Source organism: Nocardiopsis synnemataformans, assembly GCF_965343085.1.
In the GTDB taxonomy this organism is placed as follows: Bacteria; Actinomycetota; Actinomycetes; order Streptosporangiales; family Streptosporangiaceae; genus Nocardiopsis; species Nocardiopsis alborubida.
This window is the reverse complement of the sequence record NZ_CBDRFA010000045.1, coordinates 37663-62581: the sequence shown is the minus strand read 5'-3', so window position 1 is coordinate 62581 and position 24919 is coordinate 37663. Positions and strand designations below refer to the sequence as shown.

Sequence of the window (24919 nt, the reverse complement as noted above, 5' to 3'; positions counted from 1 at the left end):
CAACCCGCAGGTGGACGACTGGCACACGCACCTGACCCCGCTCCACCCCACCATCCGCGCATGAGAGGAACCGGCCCGATGCCACCCATGAACGGTGACGACGCCCTGACGTCCATGGAGACCCTCACCCCCGCCGAGGTCGCCACCCTGTTCCGTGTGGACGGTAAAACCGTGGCGCGCTGGGCCAGGGACGGGCGAATCTCCAGCTTCCGTACCCCGGGCGGACACCGCCGCTACCTCAAAAGCGAGGTCACCGCTCTGTGGACCCAGCACCTCACACCCGCCCGCTGACCGTGTGCGCGGATCCTCCTCGAACTCCCACCGCACGCCCGCGCGAGTGACCCCGCGCGCGGCAGTACCGGCGCGGCGGCACAACCCCCGAACCCACCCGTGTCGCCGCGCCCCCACACCGGCCACTCACCACCCGAGACCGCACGACAACGACACCCCAAGGAACGGAGCCTCAGTGTCACATACCCCCCGCAACACCCAGCCCTTCGTGGGAACCCGCGACCGGTTCGGCCCCGAACTGCGCCAGCGCGACTACGCCCAGTCCGTCCTGGGCCAGTACGCCCACACCCGCGGATACGACCGCCTCGAAGTCCCCGCCCTGGAACGCAAGGCGTCCTTCAGCCGTCAGGTCGTCGGTGCCTCGCCCTGGCCCGAGTGGAACCCCAAGGGCGTCTTCGAGCTCGACGTCCCCGACTACGGGTCCGGTCACACCCACACCCACCAGAACACCCCGGCCGTGCTGATCCCCGAGGGCACGGTCTCCGTCGCCCGCTGGCTGGCCTCGGTCCTGCCCACCCAGACCCTGCCGCTGAAGGTCTTCTACGACCTCCCGTGCTGGCGCAACGAGGCGGTCGACACCCTCTCCCAGGGCAAGGCTCGCGAGTTCCGCCAGTTCGGTGCTGAGATCCTCGGAGTCGCCTCCGCCGCGGCCGACGCCGAGATCATCACCTTCATCGACGGGGCCCTCCACGCGCTGGGCGCACCGGAGAACTCGGTCCGCGTCCGGATCAGCGACGTCGGCCTCTTCCGTGCCCTGGCAGAGCACAGCGGCTTCGAGGAAACGACCACGATCGCCGTGAAGGAATGCCTCGACGCTCTGGCCGAATGCCGGGCGGGCAAGGACTCCGACCGGGTTACCGACCTCAGCACCCGCCTGGACGCGTTGCTCGCGAACTGCCCCGCCGAGACGGTGGAACGCTGGCGGGCGATGGCCCACCACGACTCCGGCGACGTCGACTCCCATCTCCTGGCCACGCTGGACGACGTGGCCCCAGGACATCTGGAACGACTCGCGTCGATGGCCCATGCCCTCAGGAAAGCGGGTCTGAACGCGGTGGTGGACCTGGGCGTGGTGCGCAGCCACGAGTACTACACCGGTCTGGCCTTCGAGGTGGACGTCGTCCTGCCGGATGCCAGTTTCGTGGAGATCGCCGGCGGTGGTCGCTACGACCACCTCATCGGCCACTTCGCCTCCGATGGCCCTGGAAAGGTTCCGGCGAGCGGCTTCGCCTTCGGAATCGAACGCCTCCTGGCCGTCATGGACGCCTGCGGGACCTTCGCTGACGCGCCCACCCATCAGCGAGCACACCACTTCGGCCCCAGCACCGCTGACCGGCTCCTCATCCCGGAACCGACCGGCGACCCGGTCGGCGACTACCTGCGTGCCCACGCCTCCACCACAGGAAACTCCAACGGCCAGCGCGTGGACCTGTGGGTGGGAGAGGCCACGGACACCGACGCCATCCACCGCTATGCCCAGGCCCGACAGATCCCGGAGACCGCCTCGTGCTGACCACCACACTGCACCGCTTCTCCCCGCCCGTGAACTCCCTGTGGACGCGGACCCTCACCCGCTGGACACAGGACCTGCCGCCACACCTGTCCGGACTGGGGCAGGACTACCTGGCCTACGCCCAGGTCGACTCCCTCCTGCCCCGTCCCGTGCTGGCCCTGGTCGGCACGGGACACAACCAGGCGGAACTCGCCGACGACCTGATCGAACGGCTCGGCACCGTCGCCCTGGTTCCGCAGGTGGTCAGGGACCTGTTCGCCATCCACGACGACATCATCGACGGCGACACCGAGAAGTTCGGCCGTCCCACCCTGCCCGAGGCCTTTCGGCGCCGCATCGGCTCAGCGGGGAACGACGCGGCTCTGTTCTGGGGAGACCTGCTCCTCTCCCTGGCCAGGGATCTGCTGGACGACGCCGACCCGCAGCACCGAGCAGCCCTGTGGGACGTGGTCGTGGAGTGCGTCCGCCGGACCCAGCACGGCCAACTCCAGGAGCTGTTGTGGCAGCGGGAACTGGAATCCATCACCACGGACGCGGTCGTGCGCATGTACCGCGACAAGGCGGGTGACTACTGCTACGGCCTCCCCTGGCGCATCGGCTACACCGCCACCGGCGCGGATTCCGACCAACGCGAGGCCGTCGCCCGGATCCTGGAGACCATCGGCGCCGCCTCGCAGATCGTGGACGACCTGGCCACCGGGTGCCCGGATCTGATGAACGCTGGCAAGGACGACGCCGCAGAGATCCGTCATCTGCGCCGGACCCTGCTCCTGGTCGAGCTCCACCGGCGCATCCCCAACGGCCACCGGCTGCGCCCGGTCATCGAAGGGGATCACGCCACGGACGAACAGACCGAGGAGATCCGTCTGGCGTTCGTCACGACCGGTGCCGCCCAAGCCGCTGCTCGCACCGCTGCTGACCTGGTGGAACAGGCGCTCCGTGACCTGACCCGTGCCCAGATCGGCGGGGCGGCCCACGCCTACGTCACCGACCTGGCACACCAGCGAGTACTCCACGGCCTGCGTCCCGTGCTCGCCTGATTCATTCCCCGAAGCGGTAACGCACCCAGGCCAGGGCGGCATCCGCCGCCCTGGCCTGGAACGCGCGCAGTCTCACCCCACCCGGGCTCGGCGGCGGAGCCTGACGGCAGGCCCGCGTCCAGTACCCGGCCGCCGCGACGGCGAAGGAGTCCACCGCGGAAGCCGGGGCCGAGGCGAACCGCGCCGAACCCGCTGCTTTCTTCTCGGCTGCCTCGGGTGTGTGTCCGGCCATGACCAGATGCGGCACCAGCTCCACCGCGTCGATCCACGCCGCACCACGGCACGGGTGAGCCCAGTCGACCAACCACACCCGTTCTCGGGCGTCGATGAGCAACTGGTCCGCGCGGACGTCGCCGTGTGTGAGTGTGTCCCCGTCCGCGTGGTCGGTCCACCCCGTCTCCAACGAGGAGAGACGTTCGAGGTTGTCCAACGCCCAGGGGGTGAGTTCCTGGGGAGGCTGTTCCTTCATGGACGACCACCCGTGTAGGACCGGTGCCAACACCTCGCCTGCTGTAGGCGCCGCGATGAGCGGGCACGGGGTGAGGTCATCTACCAGAGCGTCAAGCGCCGAGACCACCGCCGCCACGTCGCCGGAGCCGGGCGAGAGGTCCACGTGGCGACCGTGCACGGCGGTGAACACCACCACCCGCCACCCGTTCTCCCTTCCCTCCCAGACGAGGCGGGGAAGGGCCGAGCCCGCAGGAGCCGACGCGGCCACGGCAGCCTCCGCGGCCAGGGTCGCGCACAGGGGGTGGTCCTCCGGCATCGCCTTGCAGAACAGGGAACGGCCGCTGGCGGTCGTCAGCAGAGACGCCACGGCCGGGGTGTATCCCCCGCTCTGGGAGTGCTCGCTGACGATCTCCTCACCAAGGGCTCGGGTGACCTTCTCGCGTGCGGCTGCGGGAAGGTCACCCCACCGGGGCCGTGATGAGCTCACGGGGACAGCGGGCGGGGTGCGGCCTCGTCCAGGGCCTGGGCCACCAGATCGAATCCGGCGGTGGCCAGCCGTTTGTACACGCCCTTGCCCTTGCCAGCGACGTGTACGGTCTCCACCACATATCCCTGAGCCCGTAGCCGGTCCGCGTGCTCGGCGATCTGTGCCAGGCCCTGGTCGGAGCGCCAGAGCAGCGCCACGCGCCGCTCCCTCTGCTCGGAGGCAGGGGTGAGGACCTCGGCCAGGCGCTCGAAGCCGATACTGAACCCGCAAGCGGGGGTCGGCTGGCCGCCGATCCGCCCGATCATTTCGTCGTATCGGCCGCCGCCGGCGATGGAGGAGCCCAGACCGGGCGCGGCCACCTCGAAGATCGGCCCGGTGTAGTAGCCCATCCCACGGACCAGGGACAGGTCCATCACCAGCCGCGCCTTGGGCGCTGCCTCGGGCAGGACCAGGGCGGAGGCGATCGTACGTAGCTCCTCCAACGGTTTCCCGTCCATCCCCGAGGGCAGCACCTGGGCGAGCTGGTCGGGTGTGGTCGCTGCCTCGGCCTGGGCGAGAACCCCCGACAAGGTGGTGATCGCGAACTGGGGGTGGCCCGCTTCGGCGAGTTCGCGCTCGATCCCCTCCACGCCGATCTTGTCGAGCTTGTCCACCACGATCAGCGCGTGCGCGTGAGTCTCGTCCGCGAACCCGCACGCGCTCAACAGCCCGGTGAGCAGACGGCGGTGGTTGAGCCGGATCGTGAACTCCTCCAGCCCCACCGCGGCCAGAGCGCGGCTACCCGCGCTGAGCAGTTCGATCTCCGCCAGGAGCGAGGCCTCACCGAGGATGTCGATGTCGCATTGGGTGAACTGCCGGTACCTGCCCCGTTGGGGGCGCTCAGCGCGCCAGACCGGCCCGATCTGCACCGCGCGGAACGGAGAGGGCAGGTTGGGGGCGTTGGTGGCGTAGAAGCGCGCCAGCGGCACCGTCAGGTCGAACCGCAGACCAGCGTCCGCCAGGGACGCCACGTCGGTGGCTTCGTTCAGAGAGATGCCCCGGCGCAGGGTCTTGAAGATCAACTTCTCGTTGTCGCCGCCCTGCCCGGACTCCAGGAAACGCAGGTCCTCCAGCGAGGGGGTCTCGATGGGCCGGTACCCGAACCGGGAGAACTCATGATGGATGGTGGCCTCCAGCCGTTGACGCCGCTCTGCGGCATCGGGCAGGACATCGCGCATACCCCGCACGGGGGACGGGCGTTGGGCCACGATCGCTCTCCTCAGAAATGGTGTGGTCTACGGCGACTGCCGAAGCCCAACCTAACCGGACTCCCGAATGTTTGGGGAGAACTCGGGGATCTGGGCGGGCGGAAACTTCATACCGATGGCCACTGCTCGCCGTGGCGGTGGCCATCCCTCTTACCGGGGTCCCTGGGTCAGAGGGCACCGACAGCCTGGGCTCGTGAGAGCTGCCGGACGTGTCGGCGAATCCGGGCGCGGTCCTCCGGGAAGGCACCCTGCCAGTCGTCTTCCAGAGGGATCCAGGCGGACGGCTGCCCTGCCTCCCCGCCCAGGCGAAGACTACGATCGATGATCGCGGCGTACGAGAGTCCGAGCGTGGGCGACCAGTCCGAACGGTAGGAGCGCACGCAGACGGCAGCTGGCAGAGAAAGCAGACTCCCTGAAACGCCCGTCTCCTCCAGGAGTTCCCGGGATGCCGCTTCGCGAGGTGTCTCACCGGTCTCGACCTTGCCGCCAGGTGGCACCCAACCCCGCCAACGGTGCCGGACGAGAAGGACGTGGCTGAAATCCGGGTCGGTGACCCACACTTCTGCGGACAAAGGCTCCAAAACGCCCTGGCTGGCTTCCTCCAGCCACGTGCGAGCGTTGTCGAACTCCCGCTCGGCTCGGCGGACATCGGCCAGGGCTGCGTCCAGGGTTCTCCGCTCGGGCGCATCACGAATCACCCAAGGCACTCTACGCCGCCCTCTCTCCCACATGCGGTCGCGTCATGTCAGATTCGGAGAAGCAGAGCGGTGCAGGGGTGTCCGGTCAGTGGCGCTCGGCACTCTCAGCGGTCCTCGTCAGGGACACCCGGAACCGGGACCTGGCTGCCTGTCCTTCCTCGGCGGGGAGTGAAGCGCGTTCCTCAGTGCTGCGTTCTCCCGGTAGCCCCAAGGGAAGTGAGCCGTCCCCGCCAGACCAGAGGGCGGAGAACGCCGTCCATGCCGTGCGGCGGTTCGGCCTGTTCTCGCCCATGCGGGTCGCCTGCTTGGAAGAATCGGTGGCCGCGGCACTGGCCCTGGCCCTCCTCGGACGCGGCGTGCGCTGGTGCCACGGCGTGATCGCCGACCCCATCCGTCTACACGCATGGATCGAGGCGGAGGGACGCCCGGTGGCCGAACCCGACAGCACACGGCGGTGCACGGCACTGCTGACCATCCCAACCGTGGAGGAGACCACGTGAGCGACCCCCTGATCTGGCTGCGCGGCGACAAAGCCGGAATCGGCCCGCTGCGCGCCGACCTCGTGGAGGAGTACTGGAAGTGGGAGCAGTCGATCCCCACCATCGTCGGCTACAACCGGCAGACCCCGCAGCCGATGGAGTCCACGCGGGAGATCCTCGTGGAGGGCTATGGTCGCGCCTCGGATAGGGAGCTGCGGTTCACCGTCTACGACCTGACCGGGGAGAGCCCGTGCCCGGTTGGCCTGGCCCAGGTGTACATCGACCAGATGCGGCGCAACGGCGAGTACGTGGTGGCCCTGGGCGAGTCCCGAGGCAGGGGCGTGGGAACGGAGGCGACCCGGCTGGTGCTGGACTACGCCTTCCACGTGACCAACCTGAGGTGCGTGTACCTGACCGTCCTCGAGCCCAACGCCGGAGCCATCCGCGCCTACGAGAAGGCCGGATTCAAGCGGCAGGGAATGCGACGCAACTCCAACCAGTGGCTGGGTGAGACCGTCAACGAGGTGCTGATGGACGCGATCCCCGAGGAGTTCGAGGGTCCCTCACTCGTCAAGGCCCAGTTCCAGGTGTGAGCATCCGGTGCCCGCCGAGCACGGCGGGCACGACGGGTACCGGGACTCAGTCCGTGTGCAGGCCGCCGAGGAAGTGAGCCCACGCGCCCGGGGTGAAGTCCAGCGGATCCAGGTGGGGGTTCTGGTTGTCCCGGACCCCGTTCACGGGCCCCTCGGAGACCTCCACACAGGTCCCGGCCTCGTTGCTGTAGCTGGACTTGTGCCACGGCGTGGTCTGGGTGCTCATGTGGGGAACCCTCCTCAGTCGAGTGCGGCGATCCGGTTCCGGATCAGGTCACGGCACGCCCCTTGGCCAGGGGGCGGCCTGCGGAACTCGACGCCCTGATCGAGCTGGTCAGCATCTGACGCAGCTAAGGAGACACGGCCCGTGCCCCTCACCTGGGAGGACGGAGCAAGGGATTATGCGTGCGTGGGGTGCGGGCCGTGACCAGCGGACTCCGGACCGACCGAGGCGGCAGGGACCGGTCTGGGCGGGTTTGAGTAGGGCGTTGCTCCGGTGTGCTCCGGCGAGGTGGAGGCACGGCCGAGGCTGAAGAGCACACATGGAGCAATCACCCAGCCCTGAGAACGAGAAAACCCCGAGTCGGGGACCTTGAAAAGGGCCTCTGAACTGGGGTTTTACGGGTAGGCCCCCAGGGGCTCGAACCCTGAACCCACGGATTAAAAGTCCGTTGCTCTGCCAATTGAGCTAGAGGCCCGCGATACGACTCGGAGCGTGGTCCTGGCCGTCGCCGGAGCCAACTCTACCGTAGCCATACGGGTTCTCGATGGCTGGTACACCCCGCCAGGACCCCAAGCTGCCCACTGCTCCACGCACCCACACCCTCACCCGGGAAGGCACGGCAGCGACAGCGGAGCTACCACCGAGCACACCAACACCACCTCATGTCGACGGCACCTTCTTGGTTCGGCACGCAGCAAGGCCCCCGCTCGGGCGTTGGTGCCGTTGGCCTGAGCGGGGGCCGGTGGTGTGCCCGCGCCTACGCCTTCCGTATGGCGGGTTTGAGCATGGCCGCGGTGGCCTCAGCGGCGGCCTTGGCTACGTCCGGGAACACCGTCTGGTAGGTGTCCTGGGTGAAGTGGGTGGTGGCGTGGCCGAGCTCGGCCGAGACCACCTTGACGTCCACCCCTGCGGCCAGACTCATCGACGCCGCCCCGTGGCGCAGCCCATGCAGGCTGATCGGCGGCAGGCCCGCCGCGTGGGCGATACGGGCGAACCAGTCGGTGGCCTGGGCCGGGTGCCAGGCAGTGCCGTCCTGGCGGGTGAACACCAGCCCGGTGTCCTTCCACTGCGGGCCTGCGGCGAGTTTGGCCTCCAACTGGTGGCGCCGCCAGGCGCGCAGAACCCGGACGGTGTCGGCGTCCAGAGTGATGGTGCGCTCCCCGGCCACGCTCTTGGGCGTGCAGGTACGGGTTTCCCAACCGAGTTGGACGATCTGGGTACGGATCGATCTCGGCGTCGGTCAGGCGGGTGTTGGCCCAGGGCAGCCCGACCACCTCACCGCGCCGCAGACCCTTAACCGCGATCAGATGGAAGAGTGTTTCGTGCCGGGTGTGATGGAGGCTCTGGTGTGGGCCGGGTTCCGTGGAGCCGCGTTTCTGGATCCTCGGGCCACGGTGCTCGGTTGTCTCTTCTCGAACTCTTTCCGGCTTACCTTGTCGGCCATCCCTGTAGGTCGGACACGGCAGCGGTTACTGTCGAGCCGGTGCTGAGAGGGCACCGCAGCGCGCGGGGGTACGCCGACCATGAAGGGCTGATCGCATGAGCCAGACCTGACGCTACGACGAGGACCGCACCTACCGGGGCTACCGGAAGGGTCGATGGCGCTCGTTGATCGATGTGGAGTTGGCCGAATACGGCCCGACCGAGCGCAAAGGGTGCGGGTGATCAAGACGATCACCAGTTGCCTTGGCGCACAGCCGGTTGCGCGCACGTGCGAACGTCCCGGTTCGGGGTGTGAGCAACATTGGAACGAAAACCCACGCTGAGCGCCGGATCCTGGTCCGATGCTCCTCAACCCCATGAAGGCGCGGGCGTAGCGTGGCTGACATGACTGCTCATCTGTCCCACGGCGAACGACTCCTCGCGGTCAACGGCGTCGAGCTGTGTGTCGAGACCTTCGGAGAGCACACGGACCCGGCGATCGTGCTGGTTGCCGGGGCCTCTGCCTCAATGCTGTGGTGGGACGCCGAACTGTGCGGGCGGATCGCCGCCCGCGGCCGGTTCGTGGTCCGCTTCGACCACCGCGACACCGGCCGCTCGACCTGCTACCCGCCGGGCCAGCCGGCGTACTCCTGCACCGACCTGGCCCAGGACGTGCTCGGCATCCAGGACGCCCTGGGCATCGAACGCGCCCATGTGGTCTGTCAGTCGATGTTCGGCCAGAGCGGCCTCATCCTCGGCGTGGACCACCCCCACCGGGTCGCGTCGCTGACGTTCGTCTCGAGCTCGACCGGGGCTGAAGACCTGCCACCGCCCTCCAGCGACCTGGCCATGCCCGCCCAACCGCGTTCCTCCGACACGGCCGCGGTCGTGGAGTACGTAATCGCCGATGCGCGGGCCTGCGCCGGCGACTCGCCGTACTTCGACGAGGCCGCGGTCCGGACGCTGGTCGAACGCGACGTGGCACGCGCCAGGAACTACGCGTCTACGCTGGTCAACCACTACGCCATCGACCTCGACGGACCGGCCCGCGGCGGCTTCGGCGACATCGCGGCGCCCACGCTCGTGGTCCACGGCGACCGAGACCCGCTCCTGCCGCCGGCGCACGGCGAGGCGCTGCGCGCGGCGATCCCCGGGGCCGACCTGCTGGTCCTGCGGGGGGTCGGTCACGACCTGCCCGGGCCGGTGTGGGACGACTTCGTGTCGGCCCTGGTCCGGCACACACGAACATGAGGACGATGAGGAGCTGCGATGGCTCGCCGAGCAGGAGAAGGCGGCTGGGTCGTACGGACACCCGCCCCGGACGACGGCCGCTACACCCTCGCCGAACTCACCGGCGTCGGCTTCGACCTCGTGCGCTTGGCAGCACCCACACCTGCGCTCCGTGCGCCGCATCGTCCTCGACTGGCTCAACACGACCGACCAGAAGGCTCTCGCCCGCATCGCACAGAAACCCAGCATCGTCCCCGACGGCCTCGGCTGACAGCCGTCCCGTGCGACGACCCGAGGCGATCGGGTCCAGGTGAGAACCAGCGCGTCGACCCGCCTGTACCTGTACGGCCTCCGGTCCCCGGCCATCCGGGTGGCCGGGGACCGGGGCCGCAGGAGCACCCGAACGCTACGGTGCCTGGGGCGCGACCGGCGCGGCATGCCAGCTGCGCACCACCAGACCCGCGGGCACCGCGGCGAGGACGAAGAGCACCCCGGCCATCAGGACGTAGAGGTACACGCCGGTCGCCGTGCTCACCGGGGCACCGTCGGCGACGATCCCGGGGACTCGGGTGGCCTTGAGGAGTTCGCCGCCGGCGAAGCTGAAGACGACCGAGCCGAGGGCGAACATGACCGACACCAGACCGGAGACCGTGCCCTGCCGCTCAGGCGGCGCCAGGCCGGTCGCCAGGTTGTAACCGGACGTTCCGATCGCGCCGGCGGCCATGCCGACCATGGCCCCGCAGACGGTCGCCAGCGGGAGCGCCGACACGCCCGCCAGCATCATGAAGGTCGCCACCGCCCCGACGGCGATGGCGACGAGGAGGGGCCGTGCGGGACCGAACCGCCCCGCGACCCATCCGGCGAGGATGCCGCCGACCATGATGCCGAGCGAGGGTGTGGCGAGCAGGACCGCCACCGCTCCTCCGTCGCCCAACCCGTAGCCGAGCCCCAGTTCGGGAGGCACCTGGGCGACGATGCTCGTCAGTTGCAGCATGCTCCGGAAGGAGCCCGCGGCCAGTACCAGGGCCAGCAGTGTCAGCAGGACCGGCCGACTGAGGGCCCGGATGTCGATGATGGGTTCGGCGACCCGCAGGGCCAGGACCGCCCAACCGGCCAGGGCGGCGACACCGGCCGCCAGCAGCACGACCATGCCCGCGGACAGCCACCCGGCGTCTCCGCCGAGGCTGGCGTAGGCGAGCACGGAGCCGAGGCCGCCACCCAGCAGGAGCGCCCCGCCCACGTCGATCCGGCCGGTGCCGCGGATCGGCGACTCCGGGATGAAGGAACGCACGCAGAGCGCTGCCACCGCGGCGAGCAGGGCCGCCACGACGAACACGCTCCGGTAACCGAACAGGTCGATGACCGGCACCATCAGGAACGGCTCGATGATCCCGACGACCGCCGAGCCCGACGTCACGAGCCCGATCACGGGCATGGCCACCCGCGGGGCGCAGATCTGGCGTGTGAGGGCCACCGTGATGAAGATCGCGGCCAGGGCTGCTCCCTGGAGGAAACGCCCCGCCAGGAAGATCCAGAGGTTGGGGGCGACGAGGCAGACCAGCGCGCCCGCGCACGCGGTCAACAGCGTGATGACGAGCAACCGGCGCTTGCCGAAGACGTCGGAGCTCTTCGCGAGCAGCGGCGACCAGATGGCCCCGGCCAGCATCGCGCTCGCGTTCAGCCATGCGGCCTGGTCGGTGCCGAAGTGTTCGAGCAGCTGGGGCAGCACCAACAGGGGGGAGGCGATGGCCACGTCGGCCAGGACGTTGGCGAGGATGAGAACGGCGACCCAGAGGACGAGTCGCCTGCTCCATCGGTGCTCCTGAGCGCCGGCAGCGGGCTCTTCCAGCGTGTCCTTCACGTCTATCCTCTCCAGCGCGTCAGGGGTCGAGAACTCTTCGCGCGGGGTTCAGCGCGTGCTGGTGTCCGCCGCGCGCAGGGCCTCGTTGCGGGCGGCGATGGCGGACCAGCTGGTCGGCAGCATGCGGTCGCGGCCGCCGTGGACGCTGGCCTGGGCGAAGGTGACGTAGGGGCGCTGTCGGGCCTCGTACCGTTCGAACGCGGCGGTGTGGTCGCCGCCGCACCGGTCGAGTTCCTCGGCGAGGATGCGGGCGCCGGTGAGCGCGAGTGACGTACCCCGGCCGGAGAGGAAGGCCGGGCTGTACCCGGCGTCCCCGACGAGGGCGACGCGGCCGCGGTGCCAGGAGGGCAGGTGGATCTGGCTCGCGGAGTCGAAGAAGAAATCGGGGTCGGCGCGGACCGCGTCGAGCAGTTCCGGGATCCTCCACGACCGGTGGTCAGCGAAGGCGTCGATGACGATCTTCTTCTGGGCGTCCAGGTCGTGGCGATCGTAGTCGAGCGGTTCCGAGCGGAACTGGAAGACCGCGACGGCCCTGTCCCTGTACCAGAAGGTGCCCGCCAGCCTGCTGGGGACGTTGTGTATCGAGTTGACGCCCTCGGTTCGGGCCTCGCCGGGGAGGGCGGCGAGCGCGATGTAGACACCGAGGTGGTGGAGGTAGTCCTCCTCGGGTCCGAACACCAGCCTGCGTACCGCGGAGTGCTGGCCGTCGGCACCGAGCACGAGGTCGTACCGACCGGTGCGGCCGGAGGCGAAGCGCACGCTGACACCGTCGCCGCTCTCGGTCAGCGCCTCGATCGAGTCCCCGAAACAGAGCGCCGCGGTGCCCGGGAGCGCGGCGGCGAGGATGCGCATCAAGTCCTCGCGAAGGATCTCGATGTCGTCGTCGGAGTCGCTTATCTGGGCTATGGGGATGCGGCCGACCGGCTCGCCCTCGCTGTCGACGAACCGGGTGGACTCGGTCATCCGCACCCGTTGCTCCTGGATCCTGGCGAGCAGTCCCATCCTCTCCACGGTTTCGACCGCGTCACCGCGGATGTCGATGGGTGTGCCCGCGAGCCGGAGGTGGCGGTCGTACTCGACGACGGTGACGTCGTGGCCGCGGGTGCCGAGTTCACGTGCGGCGGCGAGGCCGGCGATGCCGGCTCCGGAGACGAGGATGTTCACGGTGTGTGCTCCAGGTGTGTCTGGGCGGACGTGCCGGTCGGGTCGCTGGTGGCCCGCCGGTGGGCGGGGGAAGCACGGGGCAGCGCGGTCGGCTCATGGGCCGCGGCCGCGGTGACCCGAAACTTAAAGCAACTATATGTAGCTTTTAAGGAGCTTACTGGCGACCGGCTTGCACCGCAACGCCACGCCTGGCCACAATCGGCACCTGAGCAGAGAACGGGAGGTGAGCGTGGAGATGGCCGACGGGACCGCTGACCGGCCGCCCGCGCGGCGCCCCGGCGGCCGCAACGCGCGGGTGCGGGCGCAGGTCCTCGCCGCGACCGCCGAGCTCGTCGCGCGCGACGGCATCGTGGGCTTTCGCTACGAGGAGGTCGCCGAGCTCGCCGGCGTGCACAAGACCAGCGTCTACCGCAACTGGCCCGACCGCGAGGAGCTGGTCGTCGACGCCATGCTGCGCTACGCCGAGGACCTCGCCTCGATCGCCGACACCGGCGACCTCCACCGGGACCTGGCGGACTTCCTGATGGGCCTTGCCGGTGGCCTGGAGACGCCGTTCGGCCGGACGCTCGAACAGGCCATCCAGCCCACCCACCAGAGCCCCACCGTCCGGCAGGCGCTGGCCAGGATCCTCGACCAGCGCGTGGCCGCCATGCAACGGCGGGTGGACACCGCCGTCGACCGGGGTGAACTGCCCCCGGTCGACAGCTCCTTCCTCGGCGAGATGATCTCCGGCCCGGTGCACCTCGTCGTCAACCGCGGCCTGCGCGCGTTCACCCGCACGGACGCGGAGCGCGTCGTCGCCGTGGTGCTCGCCGGAATCCGGGCCACGGCACCGCACGGCTGAACCGCGTGACTGGCTCAGGGTTTCCTGGAAAGACCAGAGCTCTGGGCCACCGTTTCTGATGACCTCCGGGAGCACGCCGGAGCTTCGGGGGTACTGTGCTGGGAACTTCGGATCGTGGGAGCGGCGATGTGGGCGGTACTGGGTATCTGCGGCAGCTTGCGCCGGAACTCCTACAACGCCGAACTGCTGCGCCTGGCTGGCCGGAGCAACCCCGACATCTCCGTGATCGGCGGCGACCTGGCCGGCCGTCTCCCCCTGTTCAACCCCGACCTGGACGACGACGAGGACCTACCGGAGGCCGTCACGAGGTTCCGGTCCTGCGCTGACCAGGCCGAAGGCGTGATCATCGCGACCCCCGAGTACGCGCACGGCCCCTCCGGAGCCACCAAGAACGCCATGGACTGGCTGGTCGGGTCTGGGGGGCTCGCGGGAAAGCCGACCCTCCTCATGAGCGCGTCACCGGGACAGGCTGGCGGTATGCGCGGCCACCTCGCACTGATTCCCACGCTGACCCTGATGGGGAGTGTCCTGGTCGACTCGGTCACGGTTTCCGGGGCTCCCGCCCGGGTGGACTCCCATGGTGAGTTCCGCGATCCGGCGGTGCTGGAGCGGGTCCGGTTGGCCATGGACGAGATGGCCACGGCCCTTTCCTACTCCCAGCAGAGGACGACGGGCCTGCTCCGGGAGTAGCCACGCTCTTTCACCGGCTTCGTGGGCACCAGGGCACCGCCACGTCCCCGGCCGGGCCCGTCCTGCTGGCCGCAGCCGCGGCCACGGGGCCGTTCCGGCTGCCAGGACCGGTGCCCGGCACGTGCCCTGACCCGCACACGGCCCCGGCGGGCGACGCCGACCGATCCTGTGCGAGGTGTGGGAGCGGTGTGACTTCTGCGAAACGGGGAACCTCCTCATTCCCCCCTCCTGTCGAACACAGCAGATAACGGAGTGAAGTCAGCGTGCGCATCCAGCAGACAGCCCCCCGCATCGCGGCGTCGGCGCTCATCGTGGCCCCCGTCCTCGCCCTGGGAACCCCGGCACAGGCCGAGCAGGTGACCGACTGCCTCGGTGAGGACGGTGCCACCGTCGAGGAGGCGCGGGTCGTCGAGGAGGTCCCCCAGGAGATCCTGCGCAGATCCGGGTTCGTCATGAGCGTGGACCGCTTCACGCGGGAACTGTGCGCGGCGTCCGGCGCGGACGAGGCGAGCGCGGTCGTCGAGCGCCACGGGGACGCGCTCTGGCGGAAGGCGGTGGAGCGGGTCCAGGGCAACGGGAACGTCGAAGGGAGCCTGAGCGCAGGGGACGACCGGCCGGTCTACTGGGCCCGGCTCGCCATGACCTCGGCCCTCAACCGCTGGGAACCGGGCTTCGAGCTGGGCGAGGCGGACCGCGCCGGACTCGTGGCCGACATGGACCGCCGCTCCCGTGGCCACGACGACACGGACTTCGCCGAGGTTCCGGGGGAGCCCGAGGTCCTCCACGTCGTCGTGACCGGCTTCGACCCGTTCCGCCTCGACAACGACATCCGCCAGGCCAACCCCTCCGGTGCTGCCGCCCTCGCCCTGGACGGGGCGGTGGTCGAGACCGACGCCGGAGTCGCGGTCGTCGAGACCATGCTCTTCCCGGTGCGCTGGCGCGACTTCACCGACGGCATGGTCGAGGAGGCCCTCCTGCCGCACTACACCGGCGACCGGCCGGCCGACGTGGTCATCACCGTCAGCCAGGGCCGACCGGACCAGTTCGACCTCGAGGCCCACAACGGCGCCTGGCGCGGCGGTGCCGCGGACAACGAGTCGGTCGGCACGGAGGAGATGATCCCCGTCCCCGACGGCGTTCCCACCGTCACTCCGCAGCCGCAGTGGTCGGACTCCTCCCTGGACCACCCCGCCATCGTCGAGGAGACCACCGGCGCGCCGTTCCCCGTGGTCGACAACACCACGGTGACCGAGATCCCCGAGGGCGAGACCGAACCGGTGGTGAGCGTGGACGGTCCCACCCCCGGCTCCGAGGCACGGGCCGGAGGCGGAGGCGACTACCTCTCCAACGAGATCGCCTACCGCAACACCCTGCTGCGCGACGCCACCGGCCTGGACATCCCCGCCGGCCACGTGCACACCCCGGTCCTGGAGTTCGGCCCCGGCGACAGCGTCACCGACCCCGAGTTCGAGGGGAACCGCGCGGCGATCGTCGGTCAGGTCGAGGACATCGTCGCGGCCGCCGTCCGCGGGTGACGTCCGGGGCCGGTGAGACCGTGGTCGAAGAGCCGGTTCCCCGACACGGTCCGTCCGCCTCGGGCGCGTCGCCGCGTCCGCCTCGGGACGTGTTGGTGTACTCGAGACCATCGGCGTCAACCGACGACAAGGAGTGACATGGCGTTCTCAGAGAAGCAGCAGGCGGTCCTGCGCAAACCGGCCTTCGGACACGTGGCCACGCTCGGCCCGGACGGCTCCCCCCAGTCCAGCCCCGTGTGGATCGACTGGGACGGCGAGTTCCTCAGGTTCAGCCAGACCACGACGCGGCAGAAGCTCCAGAACCTCAAGCGCGACGGCCGGATCTCGGTCTCGGCCACCGACCCCGACGACGCCTACATGTACGTGGAGGTCCGCGGCGTGGTCGACCGGGTGGAGGAGGACCAGGACAAGGCCTTCATCAACGAGATGGCGCAGAAGTACCTCGGAACGCCCTACCCGTGGGACAACCCCGACGAGGAGCGTGTCATCGTCTACGTCCGGCCGGAGCGCTTCGTCGGCCGCTAGGACACGGGCGCGGCCCCGCCCCCGGCGGGGCCGCGCGCTCCGGTGCGCGCGGTCTCCGTTCCTGGGGGATACTTGTGGGAAACTTTGCATGGACTGCAAGGATCGACCTTGTACGGGAGAGGACCATTGGGGCTTCGCGAACGCAAGAAGCAGGCCACGCGCCGTGCCCTCCAGGACGCGGCCGTCCGCCTCACGCTGGAGCGCGGCCTGGAGAACGTGACCGTGGAGGAGATCGCGGCAGAGGCCGACGTCTCCACCCGGACGTTCTTCAACTACTTCGCCACCAAGGAGGACGCCCTCCTCGGTGAGGTCCCGCGGTGCCCCGACGAGGACATGCGCAGGCAGTTCGCCGAGGGCGGCCCCACCGGTGACTTCGTCGAGGACCTCATCACCATGCTGATCGCGTTCCTGGTCAGCACCGACGACCTCGACACCCAGCGCGACGACATGCGCCTGCGCAAACAGCTCATGGACCGCGAGCCACAGCTCGTCCCCAGGATGCTCGCCCGCTTCCACACCGTGGAGATGGAGCTCGCCGCCACCATCGCCGAGCGGACCGGCGTTCCCGCCGAGGACGACCGCTCGGTCGTGGTCGCGGCGGCGGCCATGGCGGTGATGCGCCACACGATGAGGCGCCTGCGCTTCTCGGAGAACGAGGAGGCGGCGGACGTCCGCGCCAGGCTCCGCACCGACTTCCGCTTCCTGGGCGAGGTCTACGGGCGGCCCGGCCCCGCTGACTGACCCGGGGCCCCGCTCAGGCCCTCCGTTCCCGGACTCCGCGCCCGGATCTCAGGGACCCGGACTCCAGTCTCCGCCTCGCCCGCGGCACGGTCTCCGCGCCCGGTGTGCTCCACGCCTCAGCACCTGGCCGGAACGCCGCGCGCCCCCGCCCGCGTCCAACCCCCTGCGGGGCGCGTCAGCACCCCGTGTCCGGCCCCTCCGGGGGGCTCGGGGGGATGTCAGGGGACGCCCAGGGCTGTCCCGGATGGGAATCGTCGTCAGGAGGGGGCAGGGTGGAGACATGAACCAGAACTTCCAGAGCAAGCGCTTCCGACGCAGCGGAAGCGACCGCTACCTCGCCGGTGTCTGCGGGGGGATCGCCGAGTTCCTCAACGTCGACTCCACGCTGGTCCGCCTGGCCTTCGTGGTCCTGACGGTCCTCGGGTTCAGCGGCGTCTTCGTCTACATCCTGGCCTGGCTGATCATGCCGGCCGAGAACGAGAAGCGCTCCTTGCTGGAGCAGATCATCCGCAACTTCCAGGGAAAGCCGAGTCAGAACTGATGTGGACCCTCAGAGCACAACCGGGTTGGAAGCGACGTGAGCTGCGCACCCCGCGGGAGGAGCGCGAGGTCGAGCAGACCTGCGAAGCCCCCGCGGAGTGCGGCAAGGAGCGCTAGGAACCCCGTGCGGCGGGGATCCTAGGCGCCGTCCCCGGTCGCGTTCATCTGATCGATGGTCTCACCGGCCATCCGCGACCACGGGAGCGCCAGGAGCAGCGCGCAGACCACGCCGATGGCACCGGCCGCGGCGATGACGACACCGGTGCCGAACTTCTCGGCGAAGAACCCGGCCACCAGGATGCCCACGCCCTGCGCGGCCTGGAGTCCGGCCGCGACCAGCCCGAAGGCCAGTCCGCGGCCCTCCTTGGGCACGCACAGCACGAACGCCGCGTTGGCCACGAACTGGTAGGAGCCCGCGACGCCGCAGAGCGCGAGTGCGGTCACCATCAGCCACAGCGGCGGGTCGGCCAGCCACAGCAGCAGCGGCGCCGAGGTGAGGACGGCCAGCGGGCCGAGCAGGCGCATGCGGGTGGGCGGCGGGATGAACCGGGTGAGGACGAACCCGCCGACGAAGGCGCCGATCGCCGAGCCCGCCATGATGAACCCGGCCGCGGCCGCTCCGGCACCGATCTCCTCGGCCATCGGGTTGGCGAGCCCGTAGGGGATGCCGTACAGGCCGGCGAGCCAGGCGAGCAGCGCCAGGGTGCGCAGCCTGCGGTCGGCGAAGACCAGCTTGGCCCCGTCGCGGGTCATCGCGGCGAACCCCGGGCGGCCCTCCTGCTTCCCGCGGGGCGCGGGGCGCGCGGCCACACCCAGCAGCACGGTGAGCGCGGACAGCACGAAGAGGACGCCGGTCGACATCACGGCGATGTTGGGGCCGATGACGGCGACGATCAGGCCGCCGGCGACCAGTCCGGCGAGCATGCCCAGCTGCGAGGTGAGCTGGATGATGGCCGTGCTGGCGACGTAGCGCTCGCCCTGGATGATCTCGGCCATCATCGCGGCGCGGGCCGCGGCGAAGGGGACCGACGGCAGCACCGAGCAGAAGAGCAGTATCCAGACGGCCCAGATCGGCATGCCGGGGATACCGATGAGCACGATCACGGCCGCGCGCGCGAGGTCGCAGGCGATCATGACGCGGCGGCGGGGGAGGAGGTCGGCGAGCCCGGAGATGAGCGGGCTGATGATCGGGGGCAGGAAGGTCAGGGCCAGGGTGACGCCCGCGGCCAGCGCGGAGCCGGTGATCTGGAAGACGAGCACGCTGGTGGCGATGTTCAGCAGGTTCGTGCCGATCACCGAGAGCGCGTGGGCGAGCCAGACGGACCGGAACTCGGCGATCGCCATGACGTCGCGGTAGCTGCTCCGCCAGTCGTCGTTGTTGGGGGCGCTCGAAGACTCGTGGTCTCCGTTGTCAGGTGTGTTGTCGAGGCGCGGATTGGCCACCCGGCACTCCCTTACTGTTACAGGGTTGTAATCACGCTGTGTCGTGTCCCAATAACCAACAGTTCCGGAAGGTGAGCTTCGTCGCAAGCCGTTCTGGGGAATTCGTGTCTGATTCGTTGCTGTGGGTGAGGAATGCCGGGTGGATTCGTCCGTGTTGTCGAGCCGCCTTGGGCGGATTGTTTTCGCTGGTCGCGCCGTGTCTGTGTGGAGTCGCGTGCCTGCCCCGGAATGTCGTGCATGAGCATAATGTTGATAAATATGTGCGAAGAGTGACGAAAAGCGTGATCCGAAGGAGACCGCGGTCCGGGGGCGAAGGGCCGGAGGAGCGCCGGGTTCAGCCCCAGCCGAGCTCGGTCAGGCGGGAGTCGTCGATCCCGAAGTGGTGTGCGATCTCGTGGATCACGGTCACGAGCACCTCCTCCACCACCTGCTCGGGGGTCTCACAGAAGGCACAGATGTTGCGCCGGTAGATGAAGATCTGGTCGGGGAGCACGCCGAAGTAGGAGTCGCCCCGCTCTGTCAGGGGGATGCCCTCGTACAGGCCGAGCAGCCCCTCCGACGACTCGTCCTCCACGGTGATCACCACGTTGTCCATGAGCTGCGCCAGCTCGGGCGGGATCTGGTCGAGGGCGTCGGCGACCAGTTCCTCGAAGTCCCTGCGCGTCAGTTCCACCACACCTGCCATTGTGCTGCCTCCCCGCGACGCACCGGAAGCGACATAACACTCTCGAAGGGGAGGAAACACGGGAGCGCCTCCCCCGGAGGGGCATGATGGGGGTGTGTTGTCTTGGGAAGCGATCCGCGGATACGACCTTCGCGGAGCCCTCCGACGGCTCCGCGGCACCTTCGACCGGCTGCGCTCCGGCCGCGCGTGGCGGTGGGGGTGCGTCGTCGTCGCAGGCCTGGTCGGCGGCTGGCTGGGCCTGGCCCTGGGCGGCCAGGTGGTCACTCCCATCGGCCCCGCGGACGTCACGATGAGCCTGAGCCCCCAGTGGCGGGGTGAGACGGTCGTCGACGTGGCCCCGCTGGGGCAGCTGGCCTTCGACACCCACAGCGCCCCGATCAAGCTGGAGGCGAGGATCTCCAACATCCGGCTGTCCGCGGCCGAGGAGGTGTTCGCCGACCCCGAGGCGATCAACCGCATGGCCGCGGGGATCGGTTCCGACCTGCGCGCCGGTGTGATCGGCCTGCTGGTGCGCGCGGTGCTCGCCGCGGCCCTGGGGGCCGCCGTGGTGGGACTGCTGCTCTTCCGCAACGTGTGGCGGGCCCTGGCCAGCGCCCTGGTGTCGCTGGGCGTGCTCGTGGCCTCCGGAGCGGTGGCCGCCAACACCTTCAACCCCAGCGCCATCGCCGAGCCCCGCTACACCGGACTGATCGCGGGAGCCCCGCAGGTGGTGGGCAGCGCGGAGGAGGTGGTGGGCCGTTTCAGCCAGTACCAGGAGCAGCTGGCGGGGCTGGTCGGCAACGTCGCGATGATCTACGAGGCCACTTCCACCCTCCCCGTGTACGAGAAGGACGAGTCGGTCATCACCGTGCTGCACGTGTCCGACATCCAGCTGAACCCGGCCTCGTGGAGCATCATCCGCACGCTCCGGGAGCAGTACGGGGCGGACGTGGTCGTGGACTCGGGGGACCTCACCGACCGGGGGAGCGCGGCCGAGGACACGTTCGCCGACGAGATCGGCGAGCTGGACGTGCCGTACGTGTGGGTGCGCGGCCGACACGACTCCATGGGAACGCAGCGCGCGGTGGCGGCGCAGGAGAACGCCGTCGTGCTGGACGGTGAGGCCCGGGAGGTGGGCGGTCTGACCTTCTACGGGTCGGGGGACCCCCGGTACGTCCCGGACGCGACCCGGCTCAACCCCGACGCCTCCGAGGTGGCCGCCCGGGGCGAGGAGGAGGCCGAGAAGGTGGTCGACTCCCGCGAGGACGTGGACGTGGTCGTCATGCACACGCGCACGCAGGCGGAGGCCTTCGACGGGGTGGTGCCGCTGGTGCTGACGGGCGACGACCACCTGCGGTCCACCGAGCTGACCGACCTGGGCACCCGGTTCCTCGTGCAGGGGTCCACCGGTGGGGCCGGTCTGCGTGGGCTGGATCACGGTCCCGGCCGTCCGACCCCCTACCAGGCGTCGGTGCTGTACTTCGACGCCGAGACCGGGCGCCTCCAGGCCCGCGACGACATCGACCTGGGCGGCATCGGACTGACGTCGGCACAGGTCGAGCGGCACATCGAGACCGACCCGCAGCGCCCGGTGGGCGAGCCCTCCGAGGAACCGGAGGAGGAGGCCAGCGACGGGCAGCGGACTCCCTGACCGGCGCGTCGCCGCAGGTGGAGGAGGCGGCGACTGGCCGGGCTTATCACTTTGGTGTTGGTTGCTAATCTCCCCTATGCTTGGTGTGTCACACGGGCCCCCATCGTCTAGCGGCCTAGGACGCCGCCCTTTCAAGGCGGTAGCGCGGGTTCGAATCCCGTTGGGGGTACGAGGCGGTTCGAGCACTACCGGACATCTGGCAGAATGAGAACCGCAGCAAGAGCACGGGGCCCGGCGCCCGGTGCGACAACTGAACAAGGTCCTGTGGAGCAGTTAGGAGTGCTCGCCACCCTGTCAAGGTGGAGGCCGCGGGTTCAAATCCCGTCAGGACCGCCGTCGCCGAAGCATCGGCGAGTGCGGCTAGGTAGCTCAGTTGGTACGAGCGTCCGCCTGAAAAGCGGAAGGTCGGCGGTTCGACCCCGCCCCTAGCCACTCACTCTGAGCAGTGCGAACGCCCGGAAGGCCTCACGGCCCCGGGCGTTTTCGGTGTTCGCTGCCAGGGGGCGTCCATCAGGCGGTTCTCCCAGGCCCAGGCGGCGACCTCGACGCGGTTGCGCAGGCCGAGGCGGGCCTGGACGGCGGACACGTGGCCCTTGACCGTGCTCAGGGAGATGAACAGCTCGTCGGCGATCTCCTGGTTGGTGCGGCCGCGGGCGATGGCGAGCACGACCTCGGTCTCGCGGGCGGACAGCGGGTGCGGTCGGCCGCCTCCGGGCGGGGTGGCCGCGGCGGTGAGGTGGCGCAGGAGCCGCAGGGTGATCGACGGTGAGATCAGGGCGTCCCCGGCGTGCGCCGAGCGGACGGCCTCCACGAGCAGGCTCGGGCCCGCGTCCTTGAGCACGAACCCCACGGCGCCGCCGCGCAGCGCCCCGTAGACGTACTCGTCGAGGTCGAACGTGGTCACCACGACCACCCGCAGTGGGTCGGCCGCCCTCGGACCGGCCAGGGCGCGGGTGACCTCCAGGCCGTCCAGGCGCGGCATGCGGATGTCCACCAGGCACACGTCGGGGCGCAGCCTTCGGGCAAGCTCCACGGCCTCGGCTCCGTCGGCCGCCTCGGCGACCACGGTGAGGTCGGGCTGGCTCTCCAGGATCCGGCGCAGACCGCCTCGGATCATCGCCTGGTCGTCGGCCACCAGGACCCGGATGGTCATCGGTCCCTCCGATCCGGAGCGGGGAGGACCGCGAGCACGGACCAGCCGCCCCCGCTGGGCGGGCCTGCGCGCAGTGTGCCCCCGAGGGCTTCGACCCGCTCGCGCATCCCGACCAGCCCGTACCCGACCCGTCGACGGTGGCGGGACGGGGCCGGGGCGTCGTCGGTGACCTCCACGGTGAGGCCCCGCCCGTCCCGGACCACCCGGACGGCGACCGAGCCCGCGTCCGGGGCGTGGCGCGCGACGTTGGTCAGCGACTCCTGGACCACCCGGTAGACGGTGGCGGCGATCTCGGGCGGCCAAGCCCCCCCGTCCTCCGGCAGGCGCAGTTCCACGGCGGGGCCGCCGCGTTCGCGGAACCGCTCGACGAGCGCGGCGAGCCGTTCGGGGCCGGGCGCGGTGAACGCCGCCCCGTCGGTGTCGCGCAGCAGGCCGACGACGCTGCGCATGGCGGTCAGCGCCTCGGTCCCCGCGCCCTCGATGGCGGCGAAGGAGGCCCTCGCCCGGTCGGGCTGTCCGATGGCGTCGAGCTGCCCGGCCTGCGCCTCGATCACGATGCCGGTGATGTGGTGGGCGACGACGTCGTGCAGCTCCCTGGCCAGTTCCAGCCGTTCGTCGCGGCGCACCCTCTCGGAGATCCGTCGGTGGCGGGCTGCCAGGAGCCGCGGCACCAGGCCGCCCGCGACACCGCCCAGCCACGTGAGCGAGTTCAGTATGACCACTGGCATGCCGGAGGAGGATCCCAGCTGGGTGAGCAGGCTGACGCCGATCACCGCGAGCCCCCCGGCCGCCACCGCGCAGGCCGACCGGGCAGGGAGTTCCCTGACGGCGGATCCGGTGAGCACCGCCAGCGCGAGGGCCATGGCCGGGCCGGGCTCGGAGGGCAGGCCGAACGCCCAGGCGATCAGCGTCGAGACCACAGCCACGGCCAGTCCCGCGGTCGCGGCCACCGCCCGGCCCCGGCAGCGCACCAGGGCGAGCACGCTCACCACCGCGCCCGCGGCGGCGTCGAACCACCAGTAGCCGCCTCCCCAGGTCGACGCGAGCCTGGCCGCCTGGAAGACGAGCGCCAGCGCGAAGACCGCGGCGAGACCGAGATCCGCCACCCAACCGAGTCGCCTCAGCCACACGGGACGCCCGGGCCACAGCAGCCACTCCGGCCGCACCGGTCGCCCCGGCGAACCGGGTGACCCGAGTTGGCCTTCCCCACTGTTCACACCACTCAGCCTAGAGAGGCCTCCCCACCGCCGAACCGGCCGAAAGTACCGTTGTGGGCGTCACGAACCCTTCTTTCGCCCCGTGACCGGGCCCGTGCCACCCCTCAGGCTTGGATCTCATGACAGACAACGTTTCCCTTGCGGGGCACGGCGCCGAGGCCCCACCCGGCCGGGCCCGCATCGTGGCGCTCGACGTGCTGCGGGGGTTGGCCCTGTGCGCGATCCTGGTGGCCAACATCCAGTTGATAGCCAACGCCGGCACCGCCGTCGCGGAGCGGCCCACGGGTGACGTGCCGGCCTGGCTCGGGCTCCCGGTCTTCTCCCTGCTGTTCGGCATCGGGTTCTCGCTGCTGCTGGACTCCGCCGTGGACCGCGCCCCGCGCCCGCGGCTGGTCCTGCTGCGTCGGCTCGTGGCGCTGCTCGCGATAGGTCTCGGGCACATGCTGCTGTGGCGGGGCGACATCCTGACCGACTACGCCGTCGTCGGCCTGCTGGTGCTGCTGCCCTCGACCTGGCTGCCGCGGTGGGCCGTGGCCGCTCTCGCCGCCGCACTCGTCCCGACGGCGCTCGTCGGCACCGGGGGCGGACCCCTGCTGATCGCCGGGCTGTTCCTGGCGGGTTCGGCACTGGTGCGGTACGGGGTGGTCCAGCGGATCGAACGATCCACCCGGGGGCCGCTCCTGGTGGGCCTGGTCTTCGCGGCGGGGGCGGCCCTCACCCTGTGGGTGCAGGCCGACGCGCCCACCGGTCCGGGTGCCATGCAGCCGCCGCCCCTGGCGTTCATGCTGGCGGAGCTGCTGCTCACCGGGGTGTACGTGTGTGTCCTGCTGATCCTGCTCAGAACGCCGCTGAGACCGCTGCTCCTGGCCGCCTTCGCGCCACTGGGGAGGATGGCGCTGACCAACTACCTGACCGCCACGCTCCTGGTTCAGGCCGGCGCCCACGTCCTCGGCCTGCCGATCGGCCAGTCCGTGGAGACGGCGTTCCTGGCCGTGGGAGCCATTCTCGCGATCCAGTTGCTGTTCTCCACCCTGTGGCTGCGCCGGTACCGCCAGGGGCCGGTCGAGTGGCTGTGGCGCTGGGCGACCTGGGCGCACCGGTCACCGCTGCGCGCCGAGGTCCGGGATACGCGGAGAGCGCAACCCCGGTCCGCGCCCCGGCCGCCGGGCGCGTGAACCACCGTGGGGACGGCGGACGGGCGGACCGTCCTGGGCGCCG

At 70.3% G+C, this 24919-nt stretch carries 24 protein-coding genes, 4 tRNA genes and 1 pseudogene; 17 read left to right on the top strand and 12 right to left on the bottom strand.

What is annotated here, in order from left to right; all coding sequences use genetic code 11:
* Nucleotides 1–78 precede the first annotated feature (78 nt).
* The 3 genes from ACSIH6_RS24215 (at nucleotide 79) to ACSIH6_RS24205 (ending at nucleotide 2844) form a co-directional block, all read left to right on the top strand.
* A complete protein-coding gene (locus ACSIH6_RS24215) occupies nucleotides 79–291 on the top strand; it encodes a BldC family transcriptional regulator (RefSeq protein WP_435110595.1) in 213 nt (70 codons plus the stop codon).
* A gap of 175 nt (nucleotides 292–466) precedes the next feature.
* Complete coding sequence (locus ACSIH6_RS24210; RefSeq protein WP_435110594.1) at nucleotides 467–1804, top strand: ATP phosphoribosyltransferase regulatory subunit; 1338 nt, start codon at nucleotides 467–469, stop codon at nucleotides 1802–1804.
* Nucleotides 1798–2844 carry a polyprenyl synthetase family protein gene (locus tag ACSIH6_RS24205; protein WP_435110593.1) on the top strand — a complete coding sequence of 349 codons (1047 nt, stop codon included), beginning with the start codon at nucleotides 1798–1800 and terminating at the stop codon, nucleotides 2842–2844. Before ACSIH6_RS24210 ends, ACSIH6_RS24205 begins: the two co-directional genes overlap by 7 nt.
* Nucleotide 2845: 1 nt before the next feature.
* On the opposite strand, the gene ACSIH6_RS24200 is transcribed toward ACSIH6_RS24205, so the two are convergent.
* From ACSIH6_RS24200 to ACSIH6_RS24190, 3 genes are all read right to left on the bottom strand, one after another.
* Nucleotides 2846–3781 (bottom strand): phosphotransferase family protein, encoded by a 936-nt coding sequence (locus ACSIH6_RS24200; protein ID WP_435110592.1) that lies wholly within the window; start codon nucleotides 3779–3781, stop codon nucleotides 2846–2848.
* A complete protein-coding gene (hisS, locus tag ACSIH6_RS24195; protein WP_435110591.1) occupies nucleotides 3778–5028 on the bottom strand; it encodes a histidine--tRNA ligase in 1251 nt (416 codons plus the stop codon). Before hisS ends, ACSIH6_RS24200 begins: the two co-directional genes overlap by 4 nt.
* A 167-nt stretch (nucleotides 5029–5195) precedes the next feature.
* On the bottom strand, nucleotides 5196–5726 hold the full coding sequence (locus ACSIH6_RS24190; RefSeq protein ID WP_435110590.1) for an NUDIX hydrolase: 531 nt from the start codon (nucleotides 5724–5726) through the stop codon (nucleotides 5196–5198).
* Between the two features lie 44 nt (nucleotides 5727–5770).
* Between ACSIH6_RS24190 and ACSIH6_RS24185 the strand changes: the two genes are divergently transcribed.
* Both ACSIH6_RS24185 and ACSIH6_RS24180 read left to right on the top strand, forming a co-directional pair.
* On the top strand, nucleotides 5771–6226 hold the full coding sequence (locus tag ACSIH6_RS24185) for a lasso peptide biosynthesis B2 protein (RefSeq protein ID WP_435110589.1): 456 nt from the start codon (nucleotides 5771–5773) through the stop codon (nucleotides 6224–6226).
* Nucleotides 6223–6798: a GNAT family N-acetyltransferase gene (locus ACSIH6_RS24180; protein ID WP_435110588.1), complete on the top strand. Its 576-nt coding sequence runs from the start codon at nucleotides 6223–6225 to the stop codon at nucleotides 6796–6798. Before ACSIH6_RS24185 ends, ACSIH6_RS24180 begins: the two co-directional genes overlap by 4 nt.
* A gap of 46 nt (nucleotides 6799–6844) precedes the next feature.
* Here ACSIH6_RS24180 and ACSIH6_RS24175 read toward each other — a convergent pair whose 3' ends face one another.
* The 3 genes and pseudogenes from ACSIH6_RS24175 to ACSIH6_RS24165 form a co-directional block, all read right to left on the bottom strand.
* A complete protein-coding gene (locus ACSIH6_RS24175; protein ID WP_435110587.1) occupies nucleotides 6845–7024 on the bottom strand; it encodes a DUF397 domain-containing protein in 180 nt (59 codons plus the stop codon).
* 399 nt (nucleotides 7025–7423) lie between these two features.
* Nucleotides 7424–7496, bottom strand: a tRNA-Lys gene (locus ACSIH6_RS24170).
* A gap of 282 nt (nucleotides 7497–7778) precedes the next feature.
* Nucleotides 7779–8337: pseudogene (locus tag ACSIH6_RS24165) on the bottom strand (site-specific integrase); the annotation flags it as partial.
* A gap of 511 nt (nucleotides 8338–8848) precedes the next feature.
* On the opposite strand from ACSIH6_RS24165, the gene ACSIH6_RS24160 reads away from it, so the two are divergent.
* Nucleotides 8849–9694, top strand: coding sequence for an alpha/beta fold hydrolase (locus ACSIH6_RS24160; protein ID WP_435110585.1), 846 nt, complete (start codon nucleotides 8849–8851; stop codon nucleotides 9692–9694).
* A 385-nt stretch (nucleotides 9695–10079) separates the two neighbouring features.
* On the opposite strand, the gene ACSIH6_RS24155 is transcribed toward ACSIH6_RS24160, so the two are convergent.
* A complete protein-coding gene (locus ACSIH6_RS24155; protein ID WP_435110584.1) occupies nucleotides 10080–11534 on the bottom strand; it encodes an MFS transporter in 1455 nt (484 codons plus the stop codon).
* Nucleotides 11535–11582: 48 nt separating this feature from the next.
* Complete coding sequence (locus tag ACSIH6_RS24150) at nucleotides 11583–12698, bottom strand: FAD-dependent monooxygenase (protein WP_435110583.1); 1116 nt, start codon at nucleotides 12696–12698, stop codon at nucleotides 11583–11585.
* A 223-nt stretch (nucleotides 12699–12921) separates the two neighbouring features.
* Here ACSIH6_RS24150 and ACSIH6_RS24145 point away from each other — a divergent pair, with 223 nt between their 5' ends.
* The 6 genes from ACSIH6_RS24145 (at nucleotide 12922) to ACSIH6_RS24120 (ending at nucleotide 17574) form a co-directional block, all read left to right on the top strand.
* Nucleotides 12922–13542, top strand: a complete 621-nt coding sequence (locus ACSIH6_RS24145; RefSeq protein WP_435110582.1) for a TetR/AcrR family transcriptional regulator — start codon at nucleotides 12922–12924, stop codon at nucleotides 13540–13542.
* Nucleotides 13543–13668: 126 nt separating this feature from the next.
* Complete coding sequence (locus ACSIH6_RS24140; protein WP_435110605.1) at nucleotides 13669–14232, top strand: NADPH-dependent FMN reductase; 564 nt, start codon at nucleotides 13669–13671, stop codon at nucleotides 14230–14232.
* A gap of 263 nt (nucleotides 14233–14495) precedes the next feature.
* The gene (locus ACSIH6_RS24135; protein ID WP_435110581.1) at nucleotides 14496–15767 is read left to right on the top strand and encodes a PA0049 C-terminal domain-containing protein; all 1272 of its coding nucleotides are present in this window, start codon (nucleotides 14496–14498) and stop codon (nucleotides 15765–15767) included.
* Nucleotides 15768–15905: 138 nt separating this feature from the next.
* Entirely contained in the window at nucleotides 15906–16292 is a 387-nt protein-coding gene (locus ACSIH6_RS24130; RefSeq protein ID WP_435110580.1) for a PPOX class F420-dependent oxidoreductase, read from the top strand.
* 126 nt (nucleotides 16293–16418) lie between these two features.
* Entirely contained in the window at nucleotides 16419–17033 is a 615-nt protein-coding gene (locus tag ACSIH6_RS24125) for a TetR/AcrR family transcriptional regulator (RefSeq protein ID WP_435110579.1), read from the top strand.
* A gap of 280 nt (nucleotides 17034–17313) precedes the next feature.
* Complete coding sequence (locus tag ACSIH6_RS24120; RefSeq protein ID WP_435110578.1) at nucleotides 17314–17574, top strand: PspC domain-containing protein; 261 nt, start codon at nucleotides 17314–17316, stop codon at nucleotides 17572–17574.
* 137 nt (nucleotides 17575–17711) lie between these two features.
* Here the strand turns inward: ACSIH6_RS24120 and ACSIH6_RS24115 are convergent, their stop codons facing one another.
* Both ACSIH6_RS24115 and ACSIH6_RS24110 read right to left on the bottom strand, forming a co-directional pair.
* Nucleotides 17712–19016, bottom strand: coding sequence for an MFS transporter (locus tag ACSIH6_RS24115; RefSeq protein ID WP_435110577.1), 1305 nt, complete (start codon nucleotides 19014–19016; stop codon nucleotides 17712–17714).
* 334 nt (nucleotides 19017–19350) lie between these two features.
* Nucleotides 19351–19701, bottom strand: coding sequence for a metallopeptidase family protein (locus ACSIH6_RS24110; RefSeq protein ID WP_435110576.1), 351 nt, complete (start codon nucleotides 19699–19701; stop codon nucleotides 19351–19353).
* A gap of 97 nt (nucleotides 19702–19798) precedes the next feature.
* Here ACSIH6_RS24110 and ACSIH6_RS24105 point away from each other — a divergent pair, with 97 nt between their 5' ends.
* From ACSIH6_RS24105 to ACSIH6_RS24090, 4 genes are all read left to right on the top strand, one after another.
* Nucleotides 19799–21331 (top strand): metallophosphoesterase family protein, encoded by a 1533-nt coding sequence (locus ACSIH6_RS24105; RefSeq protein WP_435110604.1) that lies wholly within the window; start codon nucleotides 19799–19801, stop codon nucleotides 21329–21331.
* Nucleotides 21332–21427: 96 nt separating this feature from the next.
* Nucleotides 21428–21500 (top strand) — tRNA-Glu (locus ACSIH6_RS24100).
* 89 nt (nucleotides 21501–21589) lie between these two features.
* Nucleotides 21590–21664, top strand: a tRNA-Asp gene (locus ACSIH6_RS24095).
* Nucleotides 21665–21689: 25 nt separating this feature from the next.
* Nucleotides 21690–21763: transfer RNA gene (locus ACSIH6_RS24090), tRNA-Phe, on the top strand.
* A gap of 1 nt (nucleotide 21764) precedes the next feature.
* Here the strand turns inward: ACSIH6_RS24090 and ACSIH6_RS24085 are convergent.
* Nucleotides 21765–22484: a response regulator gene (locus tag ACSIH6_RS24085; RefSeq protein ID WP_435110575.1), complete on the bottom strand. Its 720-nt coding sequence runs from the start codon at nucleotides 22482–22484 to the stop codon at nucleotides 21765–21767.
* Entirely contained in the window at nucleotides 22481–23590 is a 1110-nt protein-coding gene (locus ACSIH6_RS24080; protein WP_435110574.1) for a sensor histidine kinase, read from the bottom strand. The genes ACSIH6_RS24085 and ACSIH6_RS24080 overlap by 4 nt, the downstream gene beginning before the upstream one ends.
* 230 nt (nucleotides 23591–23820) lie before the next feature.
* On the opposite strand from ACSIH6_RS24080, the gene ACSIH6_RS24075 reads away from it, so the two are divergent.
* Entirely contained in the window at nucleotides 23821–24876 is a 1056-nt protein-coding gene (locus ACSIH6_RS24075) for a DUF418 domain-containing protein (protein WP_435110573.1), read from the top strand.
* Nucleotides 24877–24919 lie beyond the last annotated feature (43 nt).

Excerpts from the sequence above, each read along its gene's own strand:
- ACSIH6_RS24130 (WP_435110580.1), top strand. The coding sequence starts at position 15,906 with ATGGCGTTCTCAGAGAAGCAGCAGGCGGTCCTGCGCAAACCGGCCTTC.
- ACSIH6_RS24185 (WP_435110589.1), top strand. The coding sequence starts at position 5,771 with ATGTCAGATTCGGAGAAGCAGAGCGGTGCAGGGGTGTCCGGTCAGTGG.
- ACSIH6_RS24160 (WP_435110585.1), top strand. The coding sequence starts at position 8,849 with ATGACTGCTCATCTGTCCCACGGCGAACGACTCCTCGCGGTCAACGGC.
- ACSIH6_RS24140 (WP_435110605.1), top strand. The coding sequence starts at position 13,669 with ATGTGGGCGGTACTGGGTATCTGCGGCAGCTTGCGCCGGAACTCCTAC.
- ACSIH6_RS24215 (WP_435110595.1), top strand. The coding sequence starts at position 79 with ATGCCACCCATGAACGGTGACGACGCCCTGACGTCCATGGAGACCCTC.
- ACSIH6_RS24085 (WP_435110575.1), bottom strand. The coding sequence starts at position 22,484 with ATGACCATCCGGGTCCTGGTGGCCGACGACCAGGCGATGATCCGAGGC.
- ACSIH6_RS24120 (WP_435110578.1), top strand. The coding sequence starts at position 17,314 with ATGAACCAGAACTTCCAGAGCAAGCGCTTCCGACGCAGCGGAAGCGAC.
- ACSIH6_RS24075 (WP_435110573.1), top strand. The coding sequence starts at position 23,821 with ATGACAGACAACGTTTCCCTTGCGGGGCACGGCGCCGAGGCCCCACCC.
- ACSIH6_RS24175 (WP_435110587.1), bottom strand. The coding sequence starts at position 7,024 with ATGAGCACCCAGACCACGCCGTGGCACAAGTCCAGCTACAGCAACGAG.
- ACSIH6_RS24110 (WP_435110576.1), bottom strand. The coding sequence starts at position 19,701 with ATGGCAGGTGTGGTGGAACTGACGCGCAGGGACTTCGAGGAACTGGTC.